Source organism: Umezawaea tangerina (genome assembly GCF_003002815.1).
In the GTDB taxonomy this organism is placed as follows: Bacteria; Actinomycetota; Actinomycetes; order Mycobacteriales; family Pseudonocardiaceae; genus Umezawaea; species Umezawaea tangerina.
Genome location: NZ_PVTF01000001.1, coordinates 994,984 through 1,012,934 on the forward strand (window position 1 = coordinate 994,984; position 17,951 = coordinate 1,012,934).

General features: G+C 71.5%; 18 protein-coding genes and 1 tRNA gene. 16 read left to right on the top strand and 3 right to left on the bottom strand.

The window, feature by feature from the left end:
• The first annotated feature begins 92 nt into the window (after positions 1-92).
• Genes CLV43_RS04735 through CLV43_RS04750 form a run of 4 tightly spaced genes read left to right on the top strand, consistent with a single transcriptional unit; the run spans position 93 to position 3,972 of the window.
• Positions 93-1,025, top strand: a complete 933-nt coding sequence (locus tag CLV43_RS04735; RefSeq protein WP_106185654.1) for an ABC transporter permease — start codon at positions 93-95, stop codon at positions 1,023-1,025.
• Complete coding sequence (locus CLV43_RS04740; protein ID WP_106185655.1) at positions 1,018-1,989, top strand: ABC transporter permease; 972 nt, start codon at positions 1,018-1,020, stop codon at positions 1,987-1,989. The genes CLV43_RS04735 and CLV43_RS04740 overlap by 8 nt, the downstream gene beginning before the upstream one ends.
• A gap of 11 nt (positions 1,990-2,000) precedes the next feature.
• A complete protein-coding gene (locus CLV43_RS04745) occupies positions 2,001-2,984 on the top strand; it encodes an ABC transporter ATP-binding protein (protein WP_106185656.1) in 984 nt (327 codons plus the stop codon).
• On the top strand, positions 2,977-3,972 hold the full coding sequence (locus CLV43_RS04750) for an ABC transporter ATP-binding protein (protein ID WP_106185657.1): 996 nt from the start codon (positions 2,977-2,979) through the stop codon (positions 3,970-3,972). The genes CLV43_RS04745 and CLV43_RS04750 overlap by 8 nt, the downstream gene beginning before the upstream one ends.
• 200 nt (positions 3,973-4,172) lie before the next feature.
• Here CLV43_RS04750 and CLV43_RS47600 read toward each other — a convergent pair whose 3' ends face one another.
• Together CLV43_RS47600 and CLV43_RS04755 are read right to left on the bottom strand one after the other, a co-directional pair.
• Positions 4,173-4,334, bottom strand: a complete 162-nt coding sequence (locus tag CLV43_RS47600) for a hypothetical protein (RefSeq protein WP_170155682.1) — start codon at positions 4,332-4,334, stop codon at positions 4,173-4,175.
• 57 nt (positions 4,335-4,391) lie between these two features.
• Positions 4,392-5,084: a uracil-DNA glycosylase gene (locus tag CLV43_RS04755; RefSeq protein ID WP_106186028.1), complete on the bottom strand. Its 693-nt coding sequence runs from the start codon at positions 5,082-5,084 to the stop codon at positions 4,392-4,394.
• 30 nt (positions 5,085-5,114) lie between these two features.
• Here CLV43_RS04755 and CLV43_RS04760 point away from each other — a divergent pair, with 30 nt between their 5' ends.
• The 12 genes from CLV43_RS04760 (at position 5,115) to CLV43_RS04810 (ending at position 15,597) form a co-directional block, all read left to right on the top strand.
• Positions 5,115-6,593 carry a S10 family peptidase gene (locus CLV43_RS04760; protein ID WP_106185658.1) on the top strand — a complete coding sequence of 493 codons (1,479 nt, stop codon included), beginning with the start codon at positions 5,115-5,117 and terminating at the stop codon, positions 6,591-6,593.
• A gap of 163 nt (positions 6,594-6,756) precedes the next feature.
• Positions 6,757-7,266 (top strand): hypothetical protein, encoded by a 510-nt coding sequence (locus tag CLV43_RS04765; protein WP_106185659.1) that lies wholly within the window; start codon positions 6,757-6,759, stop codon positions 7,264-7,266.
• A gap of 62 nt (positions 7,267-7,328) precedes the next feature.
• Positions 7,329-8,003, top strand: a complete 675-nt coding sequence (locus tag CLV43_RS49980) for a DUF4129 domain-containing protein (protein WP_106185660.1) — start codon at positions 7,329-7,331, stop codon at positions 8,001-8,003.
• Positions 8,000-8,464 (top strand): hypothetical protein, encoded by a 465-nt coding sequence (locus tag CLV43_RS04775; protein ID WP_106185661.1) that lies wholly within the window; start codon positions 8,000-8,002, stop codon positions 8,462-8,464. Before CLV43_RS49980 ends, CLV43_RS04775 begins: the two co-directional genes overlap by 4 nt.
• A 20-nt stretch (positions 8,465-8,484) precedes the next feature.
• Positions 8,485-9,459 (top strand): AAA family ATPase, encoded by a 975-nt coding sequence (locus tag CLV43_RS04780; RefSeq protein ID WP_106185662.1) that lies wholly within the window; start codon positions 8,485-8,487, stop codon positions 9,457-9,459.
• Positions 9,456-10,790: a DUF58 domain-containing protein gene (locus tag CLV43_RS04785; RefSeq protein ID WP_106185663.1), complete on the top strand. Its 1,335-nt coding sequence runs from the start codon at positions 9,456-9,458 to the stop codon at positions 10,788-10,790. Before CLV43_RS04780 ends, CLV43_RS04785 begins: the two co-directional genes overlap by 4 nt.
• Before the next feature lie 109 nt (positions 10,791-10,899).
• Complete coding sequence (locus tag CLV43_RS04790) at positions 10,900-11,412, top strand: hypothetical protein (RefSeq protein ID WP_106185664.1); 513 nt, start codon at positions 10,900-10,902, stop codon at positions 11,410-11,412.
• Between the two features lie 181 nt (positions 11,413-11,593).
• Complete coding sequence (locus tag CLV43_RS04795) at positions 11,594-12,919, top strand: NAD(P)/FAD-dependent oxidoreductase (protein ID WP_106185665.1); 1,326 nt, start codon at positions 11,594-11,596, stop codon at positions 12,917-12,919.
• A gap of 167 nt (positions 12,920-13,086) precedes the next feature.
• Positions 13,087-13,242, top strand: coding sequence for a hypothetical protein (locus tag CLV43_RS47605; RefSeq protein WP_170155645.1), 156 nt, complete (start codon positions 13,087-13,089; stop codon positions 13,240-13,242).
• A gap of 80 nt (positions 13,243-13,322) precedes the next feature.
• Entirely contained in the window at positions 13,323-14,384 is a 1,062-nt protein-coding gene (locus CLV43_RS04800) for an ATP-grasp domain-containing protein (RefSeq protein WP_245886123.1), read from the top strand.
• Positions 14,365-15,435, top strand: a complete 1,071-nt coding sequence (locus CLV43_RS04805) for a SagB family peptide dehydrogenase (RefSeq protein ID WP_106185666.1) — start codon at positions 14,365-14,367, stop codon at positions 15,433-15,435. Before CLV43_RS04800 ends, CLV43_RS04805 begins: the two co-directional genes overlap by 20 nt.
• A gap of 87 nt (positions 15,436-15,522) precedes the next feature.
• Positions 15,523-15,597 (top strand) — tRNA-Leu (locus CLV43_RS04810).
• Positions 15,598-16,296: 699 nt separating this feature from the next.
• Here CLV43_RS04810 and CLV43_RS04815 read toward each other — a convergent pair.
• Positions 16,297-17,949 (bottom strand): DUF885 domain-containing protein, encoded by a 1,653-nt coding sequence (locus CLV43_RS04815; RefSeq protein WP_106185667.1) that lies wholly within the window; start codon positions 17,947-17,949, stop codon positions 16,297-16,299.
• Between the last annotated feature and the right edge of the window lie 2 nt (positions 17,950-17,951).

Sequence of the window (17,951 nt, forward strand, 5' to 3'; positions counted from 1 at the left end):
GACACCGGACGGCTCCGCGCGGCCCCTACCGGCCGCGCGGAGCCGCGCCGGTTCGCCATTCCCTTCCCACCACCGCAAAGGGAGCTCCACGCATGGGTCGCTACGTGCTGCGACGCCTCCTGCAGCTGATACCGGTGTTCCTCGGCACCACGTTCATCATCTACGCGCTCGTCTGGGCCATCCCGCAGGACCCGTTCGCGGGCAAGTGCGGACAGCGACCCTGCCCGGACTCCTACATCTCGGCGATGAGCGACAAGTTCAACTTCGACGACCCGCTGGTGCTGCAGTACCTGAAGTACATGGGGAACCTGCTCACCGGTGACTTCGGCGACACGTTCTCCGGCATCTCGGTCGGCGAGCAGATCTCGACCGCGTACCCGACGACGGTGAAGCTCGCGGTCATCGCCCTGCTGATCGAGGGGATCATCGGCGTCACCGCCGGTGTGCTGACCGGACTGCGCAAGCAGGGCTTCCTGGACAACCTCGTGCTGGTGTCGACGCTGTTCCTGATCTCGCTCCCGGTGTTCGTCACCGGTTTCGTGCTGCGCCTCTACCTCGGCCCGCAGGGGCTGGACCTGATGGACACCGGCGTGGACACCGCCGACCCGTCGATCGGCCAGCTGATCCTGCCCGGCTTCGTCCTGGGCAGCCTGTCGATGGCCTACGTGGCCCGGCTGACCAGGGGCGGCATCGCCGAGAACCGCCGCGCCGACTACGTCCGCACGGCCATCGCCAAGGGGCAGCCGAACAGCCGCGTCGTCGGCGTGCACCTGCTGCGCAACTCGCTGATCCCGGTGATCACGTTCCTGGGCACCGACCTCGGCAGCCTGATGGGCGGCGCGATCGTGACCGAGGGCGTGTTCAACATCAACGGCATCGGCGGTCTGATCTTCCGCGGCATCCAGGAGAAGGAGGGCGTGATGGTCACCGGCATCGTCACGCTCCTGGTGCTGGTGTACCTGCTGATGAGCCTCATCGTCGACCTCCTCTACGCCGTACTCGACCCGAGGATCCGCTATGAGTGACCCAGGTGCCGCGTCGAGCGGCTCGGGACTGGAACAGGCCGCGGCGGCGGGCGTCGGCGACCTCAGCCACGTCGACTCCGGGCAGGGGCAGAACAAGCCCCGCAGCCTGTGGAGCGACGCGTGGCGCGAGCTGCGCCGCAAGCCCACGTTCGTCATCTCGCTGGTGATCATCTTCATCGTGGTGCTGATGGCCGCGTTCCCCACGCTGTTCACCTCGGTCGACCCGCGCTACGGCAACCTGGACAACTACCTGAAGACGCCGTCCGCCGACGCGTGGTTCGGCTACGACGTGCAGGGCTACGACGTGTACGCGCGGGCAATCCACGGTGCCAGGGGATCGCTGCTCGTCGGGCTGTTCTCGACGATCCTGACCGTGCTGATCGGCTCGGTGGTCGGGATCTTCGCCGGGTACGCCAAGAGCTGGGTCGACAGCGTGCTCTCCCGGTTCGGCGACATCTTCGCGGGCGTCCCGTTCGTGCTGGGCGCGATCGTCATCCTGACCACGTTCAACACCCCCACCGAGAACCCCAGCGCGGTGCGGATCATCACCCAGGTCGTGTTCTCCATCGCCGTGCTGTCCTGGCCGGTCGCGATGCGGATCATGCGGTCCGCGACGCTCGTGGCCAAGCAGCAGGACTACGTGAAGGCCGCCCGCGGCCTGGGCGCGAGCCCGTTGCGGATCGTCTTCCGCCACCTGCTGCCGAACACGGTCGCGCCGGTCATGGTCTACGCGACGATCGCGCTCGGCGCGTTCATCGGCGCGGAGGCCACGCTCGCGTTCCTCGGCATCGGCCTGCGCCCGCCGGTGGTGTCCTGGGGCGTGATGATCAGCGAGTCCCGCGACTACTTCCAGGCGGCGCCGCACATGCTGCTGTTCCCCGCCGGGTTCGTGACGATCACCGTGCTGGCCTTCGTCATGCTGGGCGACGCCGTGCGCGACGCCCTCGACCCCAAGTCGCGATAGGAGTTCCGACCGTGACCGCACTGCTGGAGGTCGAGGACCTCCACGTGGAGTTCCGCACCCGCGACGGCGTCGCGAAGGTGCTCAACGGGGTCGGCTACCACGTCGACGCGGGCGAGACCGTCGCCGTGCTCGGGGAGTCGGGGTCGGGCAAGAGCGTGACCGCCCAGACGATCATGGGCATCCTGGACACGCCGCCCGCGGTGGTGACCAGGGGCGCGATCCGCTTCCACGGCGAGGACCTGCTGGCCGCGAGCGAGGAACGCCGCCGCGAGGTGCGCGGCGACGGCATCGCGATGATCTTCCAGGACGCGCTGTCCGCGCTGAACCCCGTGTTCACCGTGGGGTTCCAGATCGAGGAGCAGCTGCGGGTGCGGCGCGGCATGAGCCGCAAGGACGCCCGCGCCCGCGCCGTCGAGCTGCTGGACCTGGTGAAGATCCCCAACGCCGCCAACCGGGTGCGCGAGTACCCGCACCAGTTCTCCGGCGGCATGCGGCAGCGCGCGATGATCGCGATGTCGCTGGCGCTCGACCCGGAGATGCTGATCGCCGACGAGCCCACCACCGCGCTGGACGTCACCGTGCAGGCCCAGATCATGGACCTGCTGCGGGAGATCCAGCAGGAGCGGGACATGGGGCTCATCCTGATCACCCACGACCTCGGTGTCGTCGCGGACGTGGCCGACCGCATCGCCGTGATGTACGCCGGTCGCATCGTCGAGCACGCCGACGTGTTCCAGCTCTTCCGCGCACCCGGCCACCCCTACACCGAGTCGCTGCTGGAGTCGTTGCCGCGCCTCGACCTCAAGGGCCAGGAGCTCAAGACGATCAAGGGCCTCCCGCCGAGCCTCACCCACATCCCGTCGGGCTGCCCCTTCCACCCCCGGTGCCCGCGCGCGGTCGACCGCTGCGCCACCGAGGTCCCCGCGGACCACCGCCTCGGGCTGGACCGCACCAGCGCGTGCCACTTCGCCGAGGAGGTCGTCAGCCGTGGCTGAGCCGATCCTCGAGGTCGTCGACCTCGTCAAGCACTTCCCGGTCCGCGTCGGCGTGCTGTTCAAGCGCACCATCGGCCAGGTCAAGGCCGTCGACGGCGTCTCCTTCTCGTTGGCCAAGGGCGAGACCCTCGGCGTGGTGGGGGAGTCCGGCTGCGGGAAGTCCACTTTGGCCCAGGTGCTCATGCGCCTCGAACCGCCCACCTCCGGGACCGCCAGGTTCGAGGGCCGCGACATCTTCGCCATGCGGGGCGCCGAGCTGCGGCGGCTGCGGCGCGACATCCAGATCGTGCTCCAGGACCCGTACACCTCGCTCAACCCGCGGATGACCGTCGGCGACATCGTCGGCGAACCGTTCGAGATCCACACCGACGTGGCGCCCAAGGGCTCGCGGCGCAAGAAGGTCCAGGAGCTCCTGGACACCGTCGGCCTGAACCCCGAGCACATCAACCGCTACCCGCACCAGTTCTCCGGTGGGCAGCGCCAGCGCATCGGCATCGCCCGCGCACTCGCCCTGCGCCCCAAGGTGATCGTCTGCGACGAACCGGTGTCCGCTTTGGACGTCTCCATCCAGGCCCAGGTCATGAACCTCCTCGGCGAGCTCCAGTCCGACCTCGGCCTGTCCTACGTCTTCATCGCCCACGACCTGTCCGTGGTCCGCCACCTGTCCGACCGCGTCGCCGTCATGTACCTGGGCAAGGTCGTCGAGATCGGCACCGAGGACCAGATCTACGAACGCCCCACCCACCCCTACACCCAGGCCCTCCTCTCCGCCGTCCCCGTCCCCGACCCCACCCAACGCGGCCGCCGCGACGTCATCCGCCTCACCGGCGACGTCCCCTCCCCCATCAACCCCCCTTCCGGCTGCCACTTCCGCACCCGCTGCTGGAAGGCCCAGGACATCTGCGCCACCGACGAACCAGCCCTCACCACCCGCGTGGGCGACCACCCCAGCGCTTGTCACTTCGCGGAGGAGCGGACGGTGGTGTGACCCGCGGGGGCTGCTCGGGTTTTCTTGTCACGGGCCGCCTCCAGCGCTCGCGGGTGAGCCTCCGTCACCGGTGGCCCACCCGCGCACACGGCGATCTCGACCCGCGGCAGCCGCTTTGGACAACCACCGCGCGGGGCGTCGACACGGCCGCGGGCAGGCGGGTACCGCGTTTCCACGCGGTACCCGCCTGCATACGTGGCCTAGCTACCTCCCGCGAGGAAGTACACGACGACCAGCACGGCCACCGTCAACGCCGTACCGCTCAACGCTGTCGCCCCCTGATGCCCGGCCTTGCGCCCCGACACCACCCCGGCCAGCCCGAACAACGCGCCGACACCCAGGACGGTGACGTTGAACGTCACCGGCGCGGGTGTCGCGTTACGGCCCGGACGTCCGGTTCGACCGGACGCGTGAACGGCTCATCCCACCTCCGCCGCCCGCTTCAGCACCTCCCGCACCATCTCCTGCGTCAACCTCCCCGTGAACGTGTTCTGCTGGCTCACGTGGAAGCACCCGAACACGTGCAACGGCACCCCGCCGTCGCGCGCGGCCAGCACCACCTCCACCCCGTGGCCGAACTTCGGGCGTGGGGTGGGGAGTTCCCAGTGGGCGGCGAGGACGGGGAGGAGGGCCTGCCAGCCGAAGCCGCCGAGGACGACGATCGAGCGCAGCGTCGGGCGGAGGAGGGCGAGTTCGCGGACCAGCCAGGGGCGGCAGGTGTCGCGTTCCTGCGGGGTGGGCTTGTTCTCGGGTGGGGCGCACTTGACCGGGGCGGTGATGCGGGTGCCGTACAGCTCGAGGCCGTCGCCGAGGTGGTCGGCGGTGGGCTGGGAGGCTAGGCCGACGGCGTGCAGGGCGGCGTAGAGGAAGTCGCCGGAGCGGTCGCCGGTGAACATGCGGCCGGTCCGGTTGGCGCCGTGGGCGGCCGGTGCGAGGCCGACGATGGCGAGGTGGGCGTCGGCGGGGCCGAAGCCGGGGACGGGGCGGCCCCAGTAGTCCTGGTCGCGGAAGGAGGCGCGTTTCACCCGCGCGACCTCCTCACGCCACTCCACCAGCCGTGGACACGCCCGGCAGGACGTGACCTCCGCGTCGAGTTCGGCGAGTCCGAGCACCGCACTCCTCCCCGAAAGTAGGGTTCGACCATGACCGACAAGGACACCGGCGAGAACTCCGACGAGTCGAAGGACGAGAAGGACATCCCTTCCGACGACCTCGTCAGCGCCCAGCACAGCATCACCGTCAAGCGCCGCAAGCTGAACTACACCACCACGACCGGCCGCGTCGTGCTGCGGCAGGAGGTGACCACCGACGGCAAGTTCGACGGCCACCAGCCGAAGGCCGAGGTGTTCGTCACCGCCTACACGCTCGACGGGGCCGACCCGAAGACGCGGCCGGTGACGTTCGCGTTCAACGGCGGGCCCGGCTCGTCCAGCGTGTGGCTGCACCTCGGCCTGCTCGGGCCGCGGCGCGTCGTCAGCGGCGACGTCGGCGAGATGGCGCCCCCGCCGTACGAGCTGGTCGACAACGCCGAGACCCTGCTGGCCCACAGCGACCTGGTGTTCATCGACCCCGTGTCGACCGGCTACTCCCGCGCCGTCAAGGGCGAGAACCCGAGCCAGCACCACGGTTTCCAGGGCGACATCGACTCCGTCGGAGAAGTGATCCGGCTGTGGACGTCGCGCAACGGCCGGTGGATGTCGCCGAAGTTCCTCGCGGGCGAGTCGTACGGCACGCTGCGCGCGGCGGGCCTGGCCGAGCACCTGCAGTCCCGGTACGGCATGTACCTCAACGGCCTGATGCTGATCTCGTCGGTGCTCGACTTCACCACGCTCGACTTCAACGACAACAACGACGTGGCCTACGCGCTGTTCCTGCCGACCTACGCCGCGATCGCCCACTACCACGGCCTGCACGGCGACCGCCCGCTCGACGAGGTCCTCGCCGAGGCCGAGGAGTTCGCCTCCCGCGACTACCCGTGGGCCCTCGCCCGCGGCCACCGGCTGACCGCCGACGAACGCGCGTCCACCGTCACCAGGCTGGCCGCGCTGACCGGGCTGTCGGAGGACTTCGTGGACCGGGTCGACCTGCGCGTCGAGCACATCCGGTTCTTCACCGAGCTGCTGCGCTCCGAGCGCAAGGTCGTCGGCAGGCTCGACGGCCGCTTCTCCGGCTGGGACACCGACTACGGCCTCGAGAACATGTCCGAGGACGCCTCCTACTCCGCCATCCTCGGCCCGTACACGGCCGCGCTCAACCACTACGTGCGCGCCGAGCTGGAGTACTCCAACGACCTCCCGTACGAGATCATCTCCCGCTCCGTGCACCCGTGGTCGTACAAGGAGTTCGAGGGCAAGCACGTCACCGTCACCCGCAAGCTGGCCGCCGCCATGCGCGCCAACCCCCACCTCAAGGTGCACGTCGCCTTCGGCTACCACGACGGCGCGACCGCCTACTACGCCGCCGAACACGTGCTCGCCCACCTGGCCATCCCGGAGGAGTTGCGCGCCAACATCGAGTCGGCGTACTACCCGGCGGGGCACATGATGTACGTCCACGAGCCTTCGCGGGTGCAGCAGTCGAAGGACCTGGCCGACTTCGTGAAGTCCGCCTCGAACCGCTGACCACCAGCCTCTGACCGCACCAGGATCACGAGCGGCCCCGGCGTTCCAGCGAACGCCGGGGCCGTTCACGCGTCCGGTCGAACCGGACGTCCGGGCCGTAACGTGTGCCAAGGACGCCACCGGCACCGCGGCGCCCGGTCCGACACCGAGCGGTGGGACCGCCGTGAGCACCCCGCAGACCACCTCGGCGGCCGTGACCACGCAGAAGGCGGGGCTGACGCCGCAGGGGTTCCTGCCGAAGGCGATCGGACAGCAGGCGGGGTGGGACTGTTCCGGTTCGGTGATCGACTCGTGCGGTGTCAGGTTCCAGGTGACGGCGGTGGAGACGAGCCCGCAGTGCCACCAGTACGGGCGGGCGCCCGCGGCGGGGCGGAAGATTTTGCTGCTGCGCGTCTCGATGACCACCGGCACGTTGAGCCGGGACGGGGCGGCGGTGGCGCCGGAGCTCTTCGCCCCGTTCTCGCTGAAGGGGATCAGTGCGGACGGGTTCGTGCACGACGCCGAGCCGGGGAGCTGCGCGGACCTGGACGGCAGGCTGTCCGGCACGATCCTGCCGAACGCGAAGTACGAGGGCGCGGTGGAGATCGAGGTGCCCGAGTCGGTGACGTCGGTCGCCTCCGCCCACCAGCCCGCGCAGGACGGCAACCGCGGTTGGGTGTGGCCGGTCGGCTGACCACCGGGCACGAGTCCTCTTAAACCGTGGTCCCCGGACCCCGAGGCAGGCATGCTGCTGGCATGAGGTCGCGGTGGGTGGGGGCGGTGCTGGTGGGGGCGGCGTTGGTGCTTGTCGCGCTCGAGGCCCGTGGCAGCTCGCCGGTGGTGTATGGGGCGCGGTTGGTGCCGCCCGCGGTGGCCGCGCGGAGTGCTTCGCCGCCGACGGACGACCTGTTGGCGTCGGACGGGGTGGCGGGGGTGGTGGGGGGATCGGTCGTGGTGGTGCTGGTGGTGCTCTTCGTGCTGCTGTCGGTCGCGTCGTTGGGGATCGTGCTGTTCATGGTCGGGCCGCGTCGTCGTCGGGTTCGGCGCGGGTACGACGCGGTGGGGGAGACGGCGCAGGAGGCGGCGGACGGCGGGGGAGGGGCGGTCGTGCTGCTGTCGGGGGCGCGGAAGGCGTTGGGGCAGTTGCGGGAGCGGGTGGGTGGGCCCGCGTCGGACGCGGTGGTGGCGGCGTGGCTGGACCTGGAGGACGCTGCGGAGCGCTGCGGTGCGCCGAGGAGGCGGCACGAGACGTCGACGGAGTTCACGGGGGCGCTGCTGGTGCGCTACGAGGTGGACGCGGAGGCGGCGGCGACGTTGCGGGGGCTCTACCAGCGGGCGCGGTTCGGAGGGGCCGGTGGGGTGTCCGCGCAGGACGCCGAGCGGGCCGTGGACGCGCTGGAACGGGTCGTGGTCTCGTTGGACCGCGGATGACGCCGCTGCTGGGGCTGGTGCGGGCGGGGCTGCTGGCGCTCGCGGTGGGGGCGGTGGCCGGGTTCGTGCTGCACCGGCTGGGCGCGCCGGTGGGGTGGGCGGCGGTGGTGGCGGTGCCGATCGCGGGGCTCGTGCTGCTGGTCGCGCGGCTGCCGCGCGGGGCGGACATCGCGTGGTCGCCGTTGCCCGCGCACGCGTCCGGCGCCACGTCCGTGCAGGCCTCCACGCTGGTGAGCAGGCTCGACGAGGCCTCGCGGGACCGGGACCGGTTCGCCACCCGGATCCGGCCGCGGCTGCGCGCGCTGGCCGACGCCCGGCTGCGCCAACGGGGTGTGACGACCCTGGCCGAGGGCCGTGCCCTGCTGGGTGAGGACGCCTACCGGCTGCTGACCGACCCGGCCGCGGCGATGCCGACCCCCAAGGCCCTGTCCGACCTGCTGGACCGGCTGGAAGCCCTGTGACGGAAGAACTTGGAGACCACGTGACGTCGAGCAGGACCACGGGGGTCGCGGACATCGCGACCGAGTGCACGGCCGTGCTGGACGCGGTCGGCACGGTGCTCGTCGGCAGGCAGCGGTCGTTGCGGCTGGCGCTCGCCGCGGTGCTCGCGGGCGGCCACGTGCTGCTGGAGGACGTCCCCGGCCTGGGCAAGACGCTGCTGGCCCGCAGCCTGGCGCAGGCCCTGCACCTGGACTTCCGCCGCCTGCAGTGCACGCCCGACCTGCTGCCCGCGGACGTCACCGGCTCGTTCCTCTACGACCCGACCGAGCGCGAGTTCAGCTTCCGGTCGGGGCCGATCTTCACCGGCCTGCTGCTCGCCGACGAGATCAACCGCACCCCGCCGAAGACCCAGTCGGCGCTGCTGGAGGCGATGCAGGAGCGGCAGGTCACCGTCGAGGGGCGGACGTTCCCGCTGCCCAGGCCGTTCCACGTGCTGGCGACCGCGAACCCGGTCGAGTACGAGGGCACCTACCCGCTGCCGGAGGCGCAGCTCGACCGGTTCCTGGTGCGGCTGGACATCGGCTACCCGCCCGTGGACGAGGAGGTCGAGGTGCTGCGCCGCAGGCTCGTCCGGCAGCGCGAGGAGACCGAGGTGCCGCCGGTGTTCGAGCCGACCAGGCTGGCCGAGCTCCAGGCCGGGGTCGAACGGGTGGCGGTCGACGAGGACGTGCTGCGCTACTGCGTCGACCTGGCCTCGTCCACGAGGGCGCACCCGGCCGTGGAGGTGGGCGCGTCCCCGCGCGGCGCGCTGGCGCTGGTGCTGGTGGCCAGGGCGCTGGCGGTGCTGGACGGGCGGGAGTTCGTGCTGCCCGAGGACGTGAAGGAGTGCGCGGTCGCGGCCCTGGCGCACCGGCTGACCCTGCGGCCCGAGACGTGGACGTCCGGCACGACCGGCGTGGAGGTCGTCACCGAGCTGCTCGGCAAGGTCCCCGGCCCGGCGAGCACCCGCTCGTGAGCAGGGCGGACCGGATCCGCGAGGCGTTCACCGGCGGGCGCGGCCCCGGCTGGCGCGCCACCGACGCCTACGCCCGCGCGGTCCTGCTCGGCGTCGGGCTGGTCGTGCTCGGCGCGCTGCTGCACAAGGTGGAGCTGGTCCTGTTCGGCGCCCCGTTCCTGGTGTCGGCGCTGTTCGCGCTGGGCACGGAGGTTGCCGGCGAGCCCTCGGTGTCGGTCCGCCCGCTGCCGCGCACGGCCGAGCCGGGCGAGGCGACCACGGGCGTCGAGGTGGACCCGGCCGTCGGCACCGAGCTGCTGGCCGTGCGGCTGCCCGTGCCGGGCACGCCGGGGGAGCTGGGGCCGATCCACCTGCTGCCCGCCACCAGCGCGCCGATCGTGGTGAAGCTGCGCCGCGAGGCCTGGGGCGACGGCGTCGACCTGCGGGCCGACCACCTGTTCGCGGGCCCGGACGCGCTGCTCGTGCACGGCCCCGTCGTCGGCGTCGAACGCGGCCGCGTCGTCCTGCCGCCCGTGGACGCGCTGCCCGCCGGGCTGCTGCCCGCGCGCGCCGCCGGGCTGGTCGGCGTGCACCGCACCCGCCGCCCCGGCGACTCCACGGAGCTGCGCGACATCCGCGCGTTCCAGCCCGGCGACCGGCTGCGCCGCATCGACTGGCGGGTGTCGCTGCGCAGCCCGACCCTGCACGTGCGCGAGCACCACGCCGAGGCCGACGCCGACGTCGTGCTGGCCCTGGACACCCGCCTCGACCTCGGCCGCGCGGTCGCCGACTGGTCCACCGGCCACCCCGGCGGCACGTCCCGGCCCGGCGGCAGCCTCGACACCGCCGTCCGCGCCGCCGCGTCGCTGGCCGCCGGCTACCTGCACCAGGGCGACCGGGTGGCGCTGGCCGACCTCGGCCGCCCGCAGCTGGGCGTGCGGCCCGGCGTCGGGCGGCGGCAGCTGCTCCGGCTGCGCAACCAGCTCGTCGTGTGCGCCCGGTCGGCGGGCTGGTCGCCGCGTCCGGTGCTCAACGCCCACCAGGTTCCCCACGGCGCCCTCGTGGTCGTGCTGTCCCCGTTCCTGGACGACCACGTCGTGCAGGTCACCGTCCAGGCGGCCCGCCGCGGCAGCCTCGTGCTGGCCGTGGACGTGCTGCCCGCCGACCTCCGCCCCGACCCCGAGTCGCCGTGGGGCGGGGGAGCGCTGCGGATCATCCGGCTCGAACAGCGCACCCGGCTCGCGGCGATGAAGCAGCACGGCATCGCCGTCGTCCCCTGGGACGGCCACGGGGCAGGCGTGGCCGCCGCCCTGCGCCGGGCGAACCGCCCCGGACGGCCGGTGGTCCGGTGAACGCCCCTGACAGCTCGTGGACAGCTTTCCCGCCCGCGCCCGCCCCGTCCGCCCGGACGGCTCCGCCCGGCCCGCACCGCCGCCGTGAGGCACCGGGAAGGGCGCTCCGGTGAGCGCCCCCGTGCACCTCCCCGCGGGCCTCCCGGCCTGGCTCCTGCGCGCCACGGCCGCGCTGGCGTGCGCCGCGACGGCGCTCGTGCTGGCGGCGAACGGCGTCCAGGGCGTCGCGCTGGGCCTGTTCGCCCTGGTCGCGCTGGCCGCGGTCGCCGTCCCGGCCTCGGCGGCCCCGGCGCTGGTGATCGGGACCGCCGCGGTCACCCTCGCCTTCACCGGCGGCGACCCGCTGCGGCCGGGCGTCCTGCTGGTGGTCGTGCTGCTGCACCTCGTGCACCTCACGTGCGCCCTGGCCGCCGTGACCCCGGCGCGCGCCCGGCTGCACCCGCGGGCCCTCAAGGCCCCCGCCCGCCGGTTCGCCGCGACCCAGCTGGTCGTGTTCGCGCTCGCCGGCGCGGTCGCCGTCCTGCCCGCGGGCGGGACCGAGCCGGTGGTCGAGGTCGCGGGTCTCGCGAGCGCCGTCGGACTGGTCGTCGGAGCCGTCCTCCTGATGCGCCCGAGAAGCTGAGGAACGGGGCCGGAAGACTCAGTTCCAGCTGAGCTACTGGATCGATCCTCTCAGGCGTTATGCCCATCCGAGACGCTTCCCGCAGGTCAGCGCGCGGAGTGTCCGCGATCACCCGGCGACCGTGGTCACAACGGGCCCTCGGAACGCGCGATCACAGGGGTTCCGGTGCGACCATGTGCGTATGGCTGCTGTGAAGTCGCAACCCACGAGGATCGTCATCGTCGGCGGTGGGTACGTCGGTATGTACACCGCGCTGGGGTTGCAGAAGAAACTGCGTTCCGGTGAGGCGTCGGTGACCGTTGTCGACCCGCAGCCTCACATGACCTACCAGCCCTTCCTCCCCGAGGCGGCGGCCGGCTCCATCGAGCCGCGCCACGTCGTGGTGCCGCTGCGCAAGGTCCTCAACCGCTGCCACGTCGTGACCGGCCGCGTGACGAAGATCGAGCACGCGGACAAGTCCGTCACGCTGGAGACCGCCGACGGCCACGTCGAGACGATCGAGTACGACGTGCTGGTCAACGCGCTCGGCTCGATCGCCCGCACGCTGCCCATCCCCGGCCTGGCCGAGCAGGGCATCGGCGTGAAGACCATCGGCGAGGCCATCTACATCCGCAACCACGTGCTGTCGCGCCTCGACCAGGCCGCGAGCACCCGCGACCCGGAGCTGCGGCGCAGGCTGCTCAGCTTCGTCGTCATCGGCGGCGGGTTCGCCGGCATCGAGACGCTGGCCGAGCTGGAGGACATGGCCCGGTACGCGCTGCGCTACTACACGCAGCTCAAGCCCGAGGACATGAACTGGGTGCTCGTCGAGGCCACCAAGCGGGTCATGCCCGAGGTGAGCGAGAAGATGGGCGTCTACACCGTCCAGCAGCTCGAGAAGCGCGGCATGAAGGTCTTCCTCGACACGAGGGTCAAGACCATGGAGAACGGCCACGTCGTCCTGGACGACGGCACCGAGTTCGACAGCGACACGATCATCTGGACCGCGGGCGTCAAGGCCAACCCCGTGCTGCGCAACACCGACCTGCCGCTCGACGAGCGCGGTCGCGTCCGCTGCACGGCCAAGCTCCAGGTCGAGGGCCTCGCGGGCGTCTGGTCGGCCGGTGACTGCTCGGCCGTGCCGGACCTGTCGCGCACCGAGGAGGACCCGACGGCGACGTGCAGCCCCTCGGCCCAGCACGCCGTGCGGCAGAGCAAGGTGCTCGTCGGCAACATCGTGGCCAGCCTGCGCGGCAAGGACCAGAAGGACTACTTCCACAAGTACATCGGCTCGGTCGCGGGTCTGGGCCTGTACAAGGGTGTCGCGGACGTCTACGGCATCAAGATGAAGGGCCTGCTGGCCTGGTTGGCCCACCGCGGCTACCACGTCGCCAAAATGCCCACCTTCAACCGCAAGTTCCGTGTTCTCATGGACTGGCTGCTCGCGTTCGTCAACGGACGCGAGGTCGTCGCCCTCGGTCAGATCAACGACCCGAAGGCGGAGTTCGACCGCGCTTCGAAGAGCTGAGCCCACCCGACGGGTGTTGCCGGCACTGCGCCGTTCGGTTGCAGCCCGGTGACACCCGTCTGGCTTAGTGCCGTAACTTAAGCCCCCAAATAGAGCAACATCGGGGCCCTCATCTTGACATTGCGTTACGTGAACCCGAGACTACTGCTTGTGCATCACCTGAAAGCGTGATGCGCGCGTTGGGGAAAGAGGTGACCGCGATGTCCCTTGAGGAGCTGGCCGCACAGCTTCGCCGCGGTGAGATCGAGGACCGCGCTTTGGCCGAGTACGCCGCTGAGTACGTCACGGCCGGGAAGTGTTTCCGAAGCAAGAAAGACGACTGAGCGTGACCGCTTCCGAGCGGGGGGTCGAGAGACCCCCGCTCGAAGCCGTAAGAGTACTGGCCGAACCGAGTCGCACTCCGGTGAAGCCCACTCCGCTCCTCCTCCAAGGCCAGAACTACCTCTTCCGCTCGCCACCGAAGACCCTGGACTTCCAGGAGCAGGTGCACCGGATGGGCATGGTCGACGAAGGCGACGGCAGCCCGGTGCCCTGCGTGCTGGTGCTCGCGCGCAGCGCCGACATGGAGATGAACGAGCTCTCCATCGCCCTGGCCGAACGCGGCATCCGGATGGCCCGCATCGACGCCGACCGCTGCGTCGACCTGCCGCTGACCGTCTACACCGACGCGCCCCTGGTCGAGCTCGACCGGTGGCTGCTGCGTCCGCTGCTGGTGTGGCGCAGGCACTTCGAGCTCTCCGCCCTCCCCGTCGAGCCCGGCACGCTGGCGGGCGCCTACGCCGTCGACCAGTGGGGCGCGGTGTCGAACTGGCTGGCCACCCGCGGTGACTGGGCGCACGTCAACCCCACCCGTTCCACGGCCCACCTCGACCGGCTCACCCAGCTGTCCGACGCGGCCTCGTTCGGCCTGACCATCCCGCGCACGGCGGTGACCACGCGCCCCGGCCGCACCCGGCCCGGCGGCGGGCACTGCATCGTGAAGACCACCGGGCGGCACCTGCTCGAACCGCGCCCCGGCGTGCAGCACGGCCTGTTCCCGCGCCCGCTGGAGACCAGCAGGTCCAGCGACGCGCCCGAGTCCGCCCCGGTGATCGTGCAGCAGTACCTGCCGTCGGAGACCGAGCTGCGGGTGTTCGTCGTGGGCGAGCGGTGCGTCGCCTACCAGGTCGACAAGCTCGACCCCGCCCAGCTGTGGGTCGACCCGGACGCCGTCCGGGTGACACCCACGACCGTGCCCGCGGCGGTGACGGACAAGCTGCTGGCGTTAGCCCGTTACTGGAAGGTGCAGGTCGCGGCGTTCGACCTCCTGGTGACGGGCAAGGACCACGTCTTCCTGGAAGTGAACGTCAACTGCGACTGGCGATGGTTCGAACACCGCGCTGAGGACACCCTGGTGTCGGACGCGGTGCACGACTGGGTGGCGTCGCGCTTCAAGGAGCTGATAGGTGCGGGCAAAGGTCGCTGAACACTCGACGCTGTTCTACGAGAACGGCGCCGTGGTCTGGGACGACTACCTGCACCACCGGCAGTTCGCCATCAGCGAGACCGCCGAGCTGCTCTGCCGCAAGTTCACCACCTTCACCGAGGTCGACGACCTCCTCGCCCCGCTGGGCGAGGAGGACCGCGCCGTGCTGCGCCGGGTGCTCGACGAGCTCGTGGCCGCGGGCGTGCTCATCGTGGAGGGCTCGCCCGAGCACGAGGCCGAGCTGGCGATGCTCGACGGGTGGTCCAGCTGGGGCGCTTCCGCCCGGCACTTCCACTTCGCCAGCCGCACGCTGGCGGGCGCCGAGTACCTGGCCGCCGACGAGCACGACGCGGTGCTGGAGGCCAAGCTCGACGAGGAGCCGCCGCCCGCCCCGTTCCGCACCCTCGGCGGCGACGCGGTCGCCTTGCCGGTGCTGCCTGCCCGGCCGAGCTGGGGCGAGACCGGTGTCCTCGACGTCCTGCTGGCCCGCCGCACCACCCGCGAGTTCGGCACCGACGGCCTCGCGCTGGAGCAGGTCGGCGAGCTGCTGGCCGTGCTCGCCGGGCCGTCGCCGATGAGGTCGCGCATCGGCCGTTCCGGGACCGTGTTCAAGACCAGCCCGTCCGGCGGCGGCCGCCACCCGGTGGAGCTGTACGCCCACGTCCGCGACGTCGAGGGCCTGCCCGCGGGCTGGTACCACTACGACGGTCTCCGGCACGCGCTGGAGCCCCTCGGACCGGAGTGGCCCGCCGAGCGGATCGCCGAGGCGGCCGGCGACCAGGAGTGGGTCGGAGAGGCCCCACTGGTCCTGGCCTACACTGCCGTGCTCGAACGCACCCGCTGGCGCTACGACACCTCTCGCGCCTACCGGGTCGTGCAGATGGATGTCGGCCACCTGTCGCAGACCGCGTACCTGGTGGCCACGGCGATGGGATTGGGAGTCGGCTACACGGCGGCTCTCCGGGACGAACTGGTGGAACGGGCAATCGGCTGTGACGCCTATCACGAAGTGGTATTGGGGATGACGGTCGTCGGTCCATTACGCAAATGACCGGAATAGCGGAACGCGTTGAGCCGTGCGGGTGTCTTGAGTCGATTCCGATACGAGAACCCGCGCACTCCCCTTAAGCTGCCCGCTGCCCCCGTAGCCCAACCGGCAGAGGCAGGCCCCTTAAAAGGGTCACAGGTACGGGTTCGACTCCCGTCGGGGGCACTACTGCTGTTAAGCATAGACAACGTTCTGGCCTGTGCAAACCTGACTTGGAATCATCCTACGACTCCGGGTCGGTCACGGATCCGGTCGTCGGCGCGCGTTCTCACTCCCACTTAGCGATTACTCCTTTGGAGTGAATTCCAGGTGACTGGGCGTAGTGGTGAAAACGAAGTGGGACAGGTGCGCCCAGCGGGGGTGACACCTGCTGTGCGGCCGGGTGACCAGGGTCGACGGGCGGCCCCGCGAGGTTGCGGAAAACGAGTGGTCCGCGACGTGCGGAACTCTTATGGGCCGGGGTGCCGCGGTTTCGTAACAACGATTCGAGGAAATGACCGCTGGTAGCGGCCGCGGCGTGGAACCGAACTGGTCGCACGTCGGCGGAGTGCCGTGCGCGACCCGGACGACAAGGTTGTGGCACAACTTCTCCGCACCGCGTCCGGCATCGCATTCCGCACCCGGTCATCGGTGTCGACCGGACGCGCTTCCCGCTTGTCGTGCCGATCCCCGCAGGTCTTTCCGGTAATCGCCCGCGAGTCGCGGAACACATGCCGGGAGTGGGGTGCGGGCACTACTCGCGCCACCTGCCGGAACGTGTTCGATCCCGGTGATCGGCACGACTCGGGGGACCCGCCGAACGGGTGAATGTGGACGATCGCGAAGTGACCATCCGCATTCACCGGGCGAAGTCGCGCGGTCCGGTCAGACGACGACGGCGGACGCGCTCCACGCGGTGACGACCTCGTCCAGCACGGCCAGCGGCAGCGGCCCGCCCGCGAGCACCAGGTCGTGGAAGGCGCGGATGTCGAAGTCGTCGCCCAGCGCCCGCTCGGCCTCGGCGCGGATCCGCTGGATCTCCAGCCGACCGACCATGTAGGCCAGCGCCTGTCCGGGCGCGGCGATGTAGCGGTCCACCTCCGACTCGATCTCCACGAGCGGCAGCGGCGTGTTCCCGCGCAGGTAGTCGACGGCCTGGGCGCGGCTCCAGCCGAGCGCGTGCAGGCCGGTGTCCACGACGAGCCTGCCCGCGCGCATCGAGTCCAGCGACAGCATCCCCAGCCGCGAGGTGTCGTCGGAGTACAGGCCCATCTCGTCGGCCAGCCGCTCGCAGTACAGGCCCCAGCCCTCCAGGTAGGCGGTCACCGCGGCCAGCCTGCGCAGCATCGGCAGCCCGGTCAGGCCCTGGGCCAGGGTGATCTGGAAGTGGTGGCCGGGAACGGCCTCGTGGAACGCGATGGCCTCGGACTGGTAGCGGTGCCGCTCCCGGGCCCGCGAGGTGTTCGCGTAGTACGTGCCGGGACGCGAGCCGTCCATCGCGCCCGGCGAGTAGTAGGCGGTCGGGGCGCCGGGCGCCTCCGTCTCCGGCACGGCCGCGACCACGCACGCCGAGTCGGGCAGGGTGCCGAACCACTCCGGCGCGGCGGCCTCGGCCCGCGTCACGGTGTCGCGCGCGGCGCCGAGCATCTCCTCGGCGTCCCGCCAGCGCAGCTCCGGGTCGGTGCGCATCCGGTCGAAGATCTCGGCCTGGTCGGACGTGCCGAACACCCGCTGCCCGAGCACGGCGTACTCCTCGGCGAGCTCGGCCATCAGCGCCAGCCCGGTCTCGTGCAGCTCGTCGGGCGTGCGGGAGGTCGTGGTGTGCACCCGAGCCAGCGCGCTGTAGATCGCGGCGCCGTCGGGCAGCCAGCACAGCCCAGGACGGCCCTCGGGGCGGCCCGCGGGCAGGACCTCCTCCTCCAACACGTCCCGGTAGCGCCGGTAGGCGGGCCGCACGGCCTCGGCGAGCAGCCGGTCGCGCTCGGCGGTGAAGCCGGGCTCGGCGTGCTCCTGGCGGGCCAGCGGGTCCTCGTCGGCGGAGGTGGCCAGGTAGCGGTCGACGAACGCGATGGCGTCGCGGACCAGGTGCGCCACCGGCAGGCGGCCCGCCAGCAGGCCTGCCCGGTGCCGTTCGGCCAGCACGTCGAGGACACCGGGCACGGCGGCGAGCCGGAGCAGGTAGTCGCGGCCCTGCTCGGGGGTGGTCACGGCGACCATCGGCAGGATCGTCAGCAGCGCGCCCGCGGGGGCGAAGAACGACGCGGTGATCGTGTACTCGGCGGAGCGCGCGTCCAGCCGGTCGACGATCGCCTCCGCCTGCTGCGCGACGACCGCGCGGGTGACCGGGTCGCCGGTCGCGAGGGCCCGCGCGCGGGCCGCGACGTCCGCGGCGGCGGCGCGCAGGGCCACCTCGCCCTCCTCGCTGAGGTCGGGCAGCCGGTCGTCGTACCCGCTGATGCCGTAGAGGCTCGCGTCCAGTGGGTCGGCCGCCATCATCAGCGCGAACAGCTCGTCCGCCAGCTCCGTCGTCTCCGTCATGG

Excerpts from the sequence above, each read along its gene's own strand:
- CLV43_RS04735 (WP_106185654.1), top strand. The coding sequence starts at position 93 with ATGGGTCGCTACGTGCTGCGACGCCTCCTGCAGCTGATACCGGTGTTC.
- CLV43_RS04740 (WP_106185655.1), top strand. The coding sequence starts at position 1,018 with ATGAGTGACCCAGGTGCCGCGTCGAGCGGCTCGGGACTGGAACAGGCC.
- CLV43_RS04760 (WP_106185658.1), top strand. The coding sequence starts at position 5,115 with ATGACCGACAAGGACACCGGCGAGAACTCCGACGAGTCGAAGGACGAG.
- CLV43_RS49980 (WP_106185660.1), top strand. The coding sequence starts at position 7,329 with ATGAGGTCGCGGTGGGTGGGGGCGGTGCTGGTGGGGGCGGCGTTGGTG.
- CLV43_RS04775 (WP_106185661.1), top strand. The coding sequence starts at position 8,000 with ATGACGCCGCTGCTGGGGCTGGTGCGGGCGGGGCTGCTGGCGCTCGCG.
- CLV43_RS04795 (WP_106185665.1), top strand. The coding sequence starts at position 11,594 with ATGGCTGCTGTGAAGTCGCAACCCACGAGGATCGTCATCGTCGGCGGT.
- CLV43_RS04815 (WP_106185667.1), bottom strand. The coding sequence starts at position 17,949 with ATGACGGAGACGACGGAGCTGGCGGACGAGCTGTTCGCGCTGATGATG.